The sequence below is a fragment of the Nocardioides abyssi genome, assembly GCF_030412915.1.
GTDB lineage: Bacteria > Actinomycetota > Actinomycetes > Propionibacteriales > Nocardioidaceae > Nocardioides > Nocardioides abyssi.
This window is the reverse complement of record NZ_JAUHJR010000223.1, coordinates 1-244: the sequence shown is the minus strand read 5'-3', so window position 1 is coordinate 244 and position 244 is coordinate 1. Positions and strand designations below refer to the sequence as shown.

Sequence of the window (244 nt, the reverse complement as noted above, 5' to 3'; positions counted from 1 at the left end):
GCACGTGGAGGCGGGTGGCGCCGTCGTCGGCGGTGGTGGCGAGCACGACGGCCGGCAGCGCCGCGAGCCCGCCGGAGATCAGCGCGTCGACGAGGTCGTCGGCCGGGGTGCCGGCGTCGACCAGCGCCCACCGCGCGGCCGCGCGGGACCGTTCCTCGGGCGGGAGGAGGAGGACGGTGCGGTCGCCCAGCACGCCGTACCACTCTCCCGGCCGGTAGGACCGGGTCGTCTGCTCGCTCACGGC

General features: G+C 78.3%; 1 protein-coding gene. It reads right to left on the bottom strand.

The genetic code is table 11. The annotated features are described in order from the left end of the window. Positions 1-244, bottom strand: a 244-nt coding sequence (locus QWY29_RS20570; RefSeq protein ID WP_300963080.1) for a hypothetical protein, incomplete at both ends; no start/stop codon positions are given.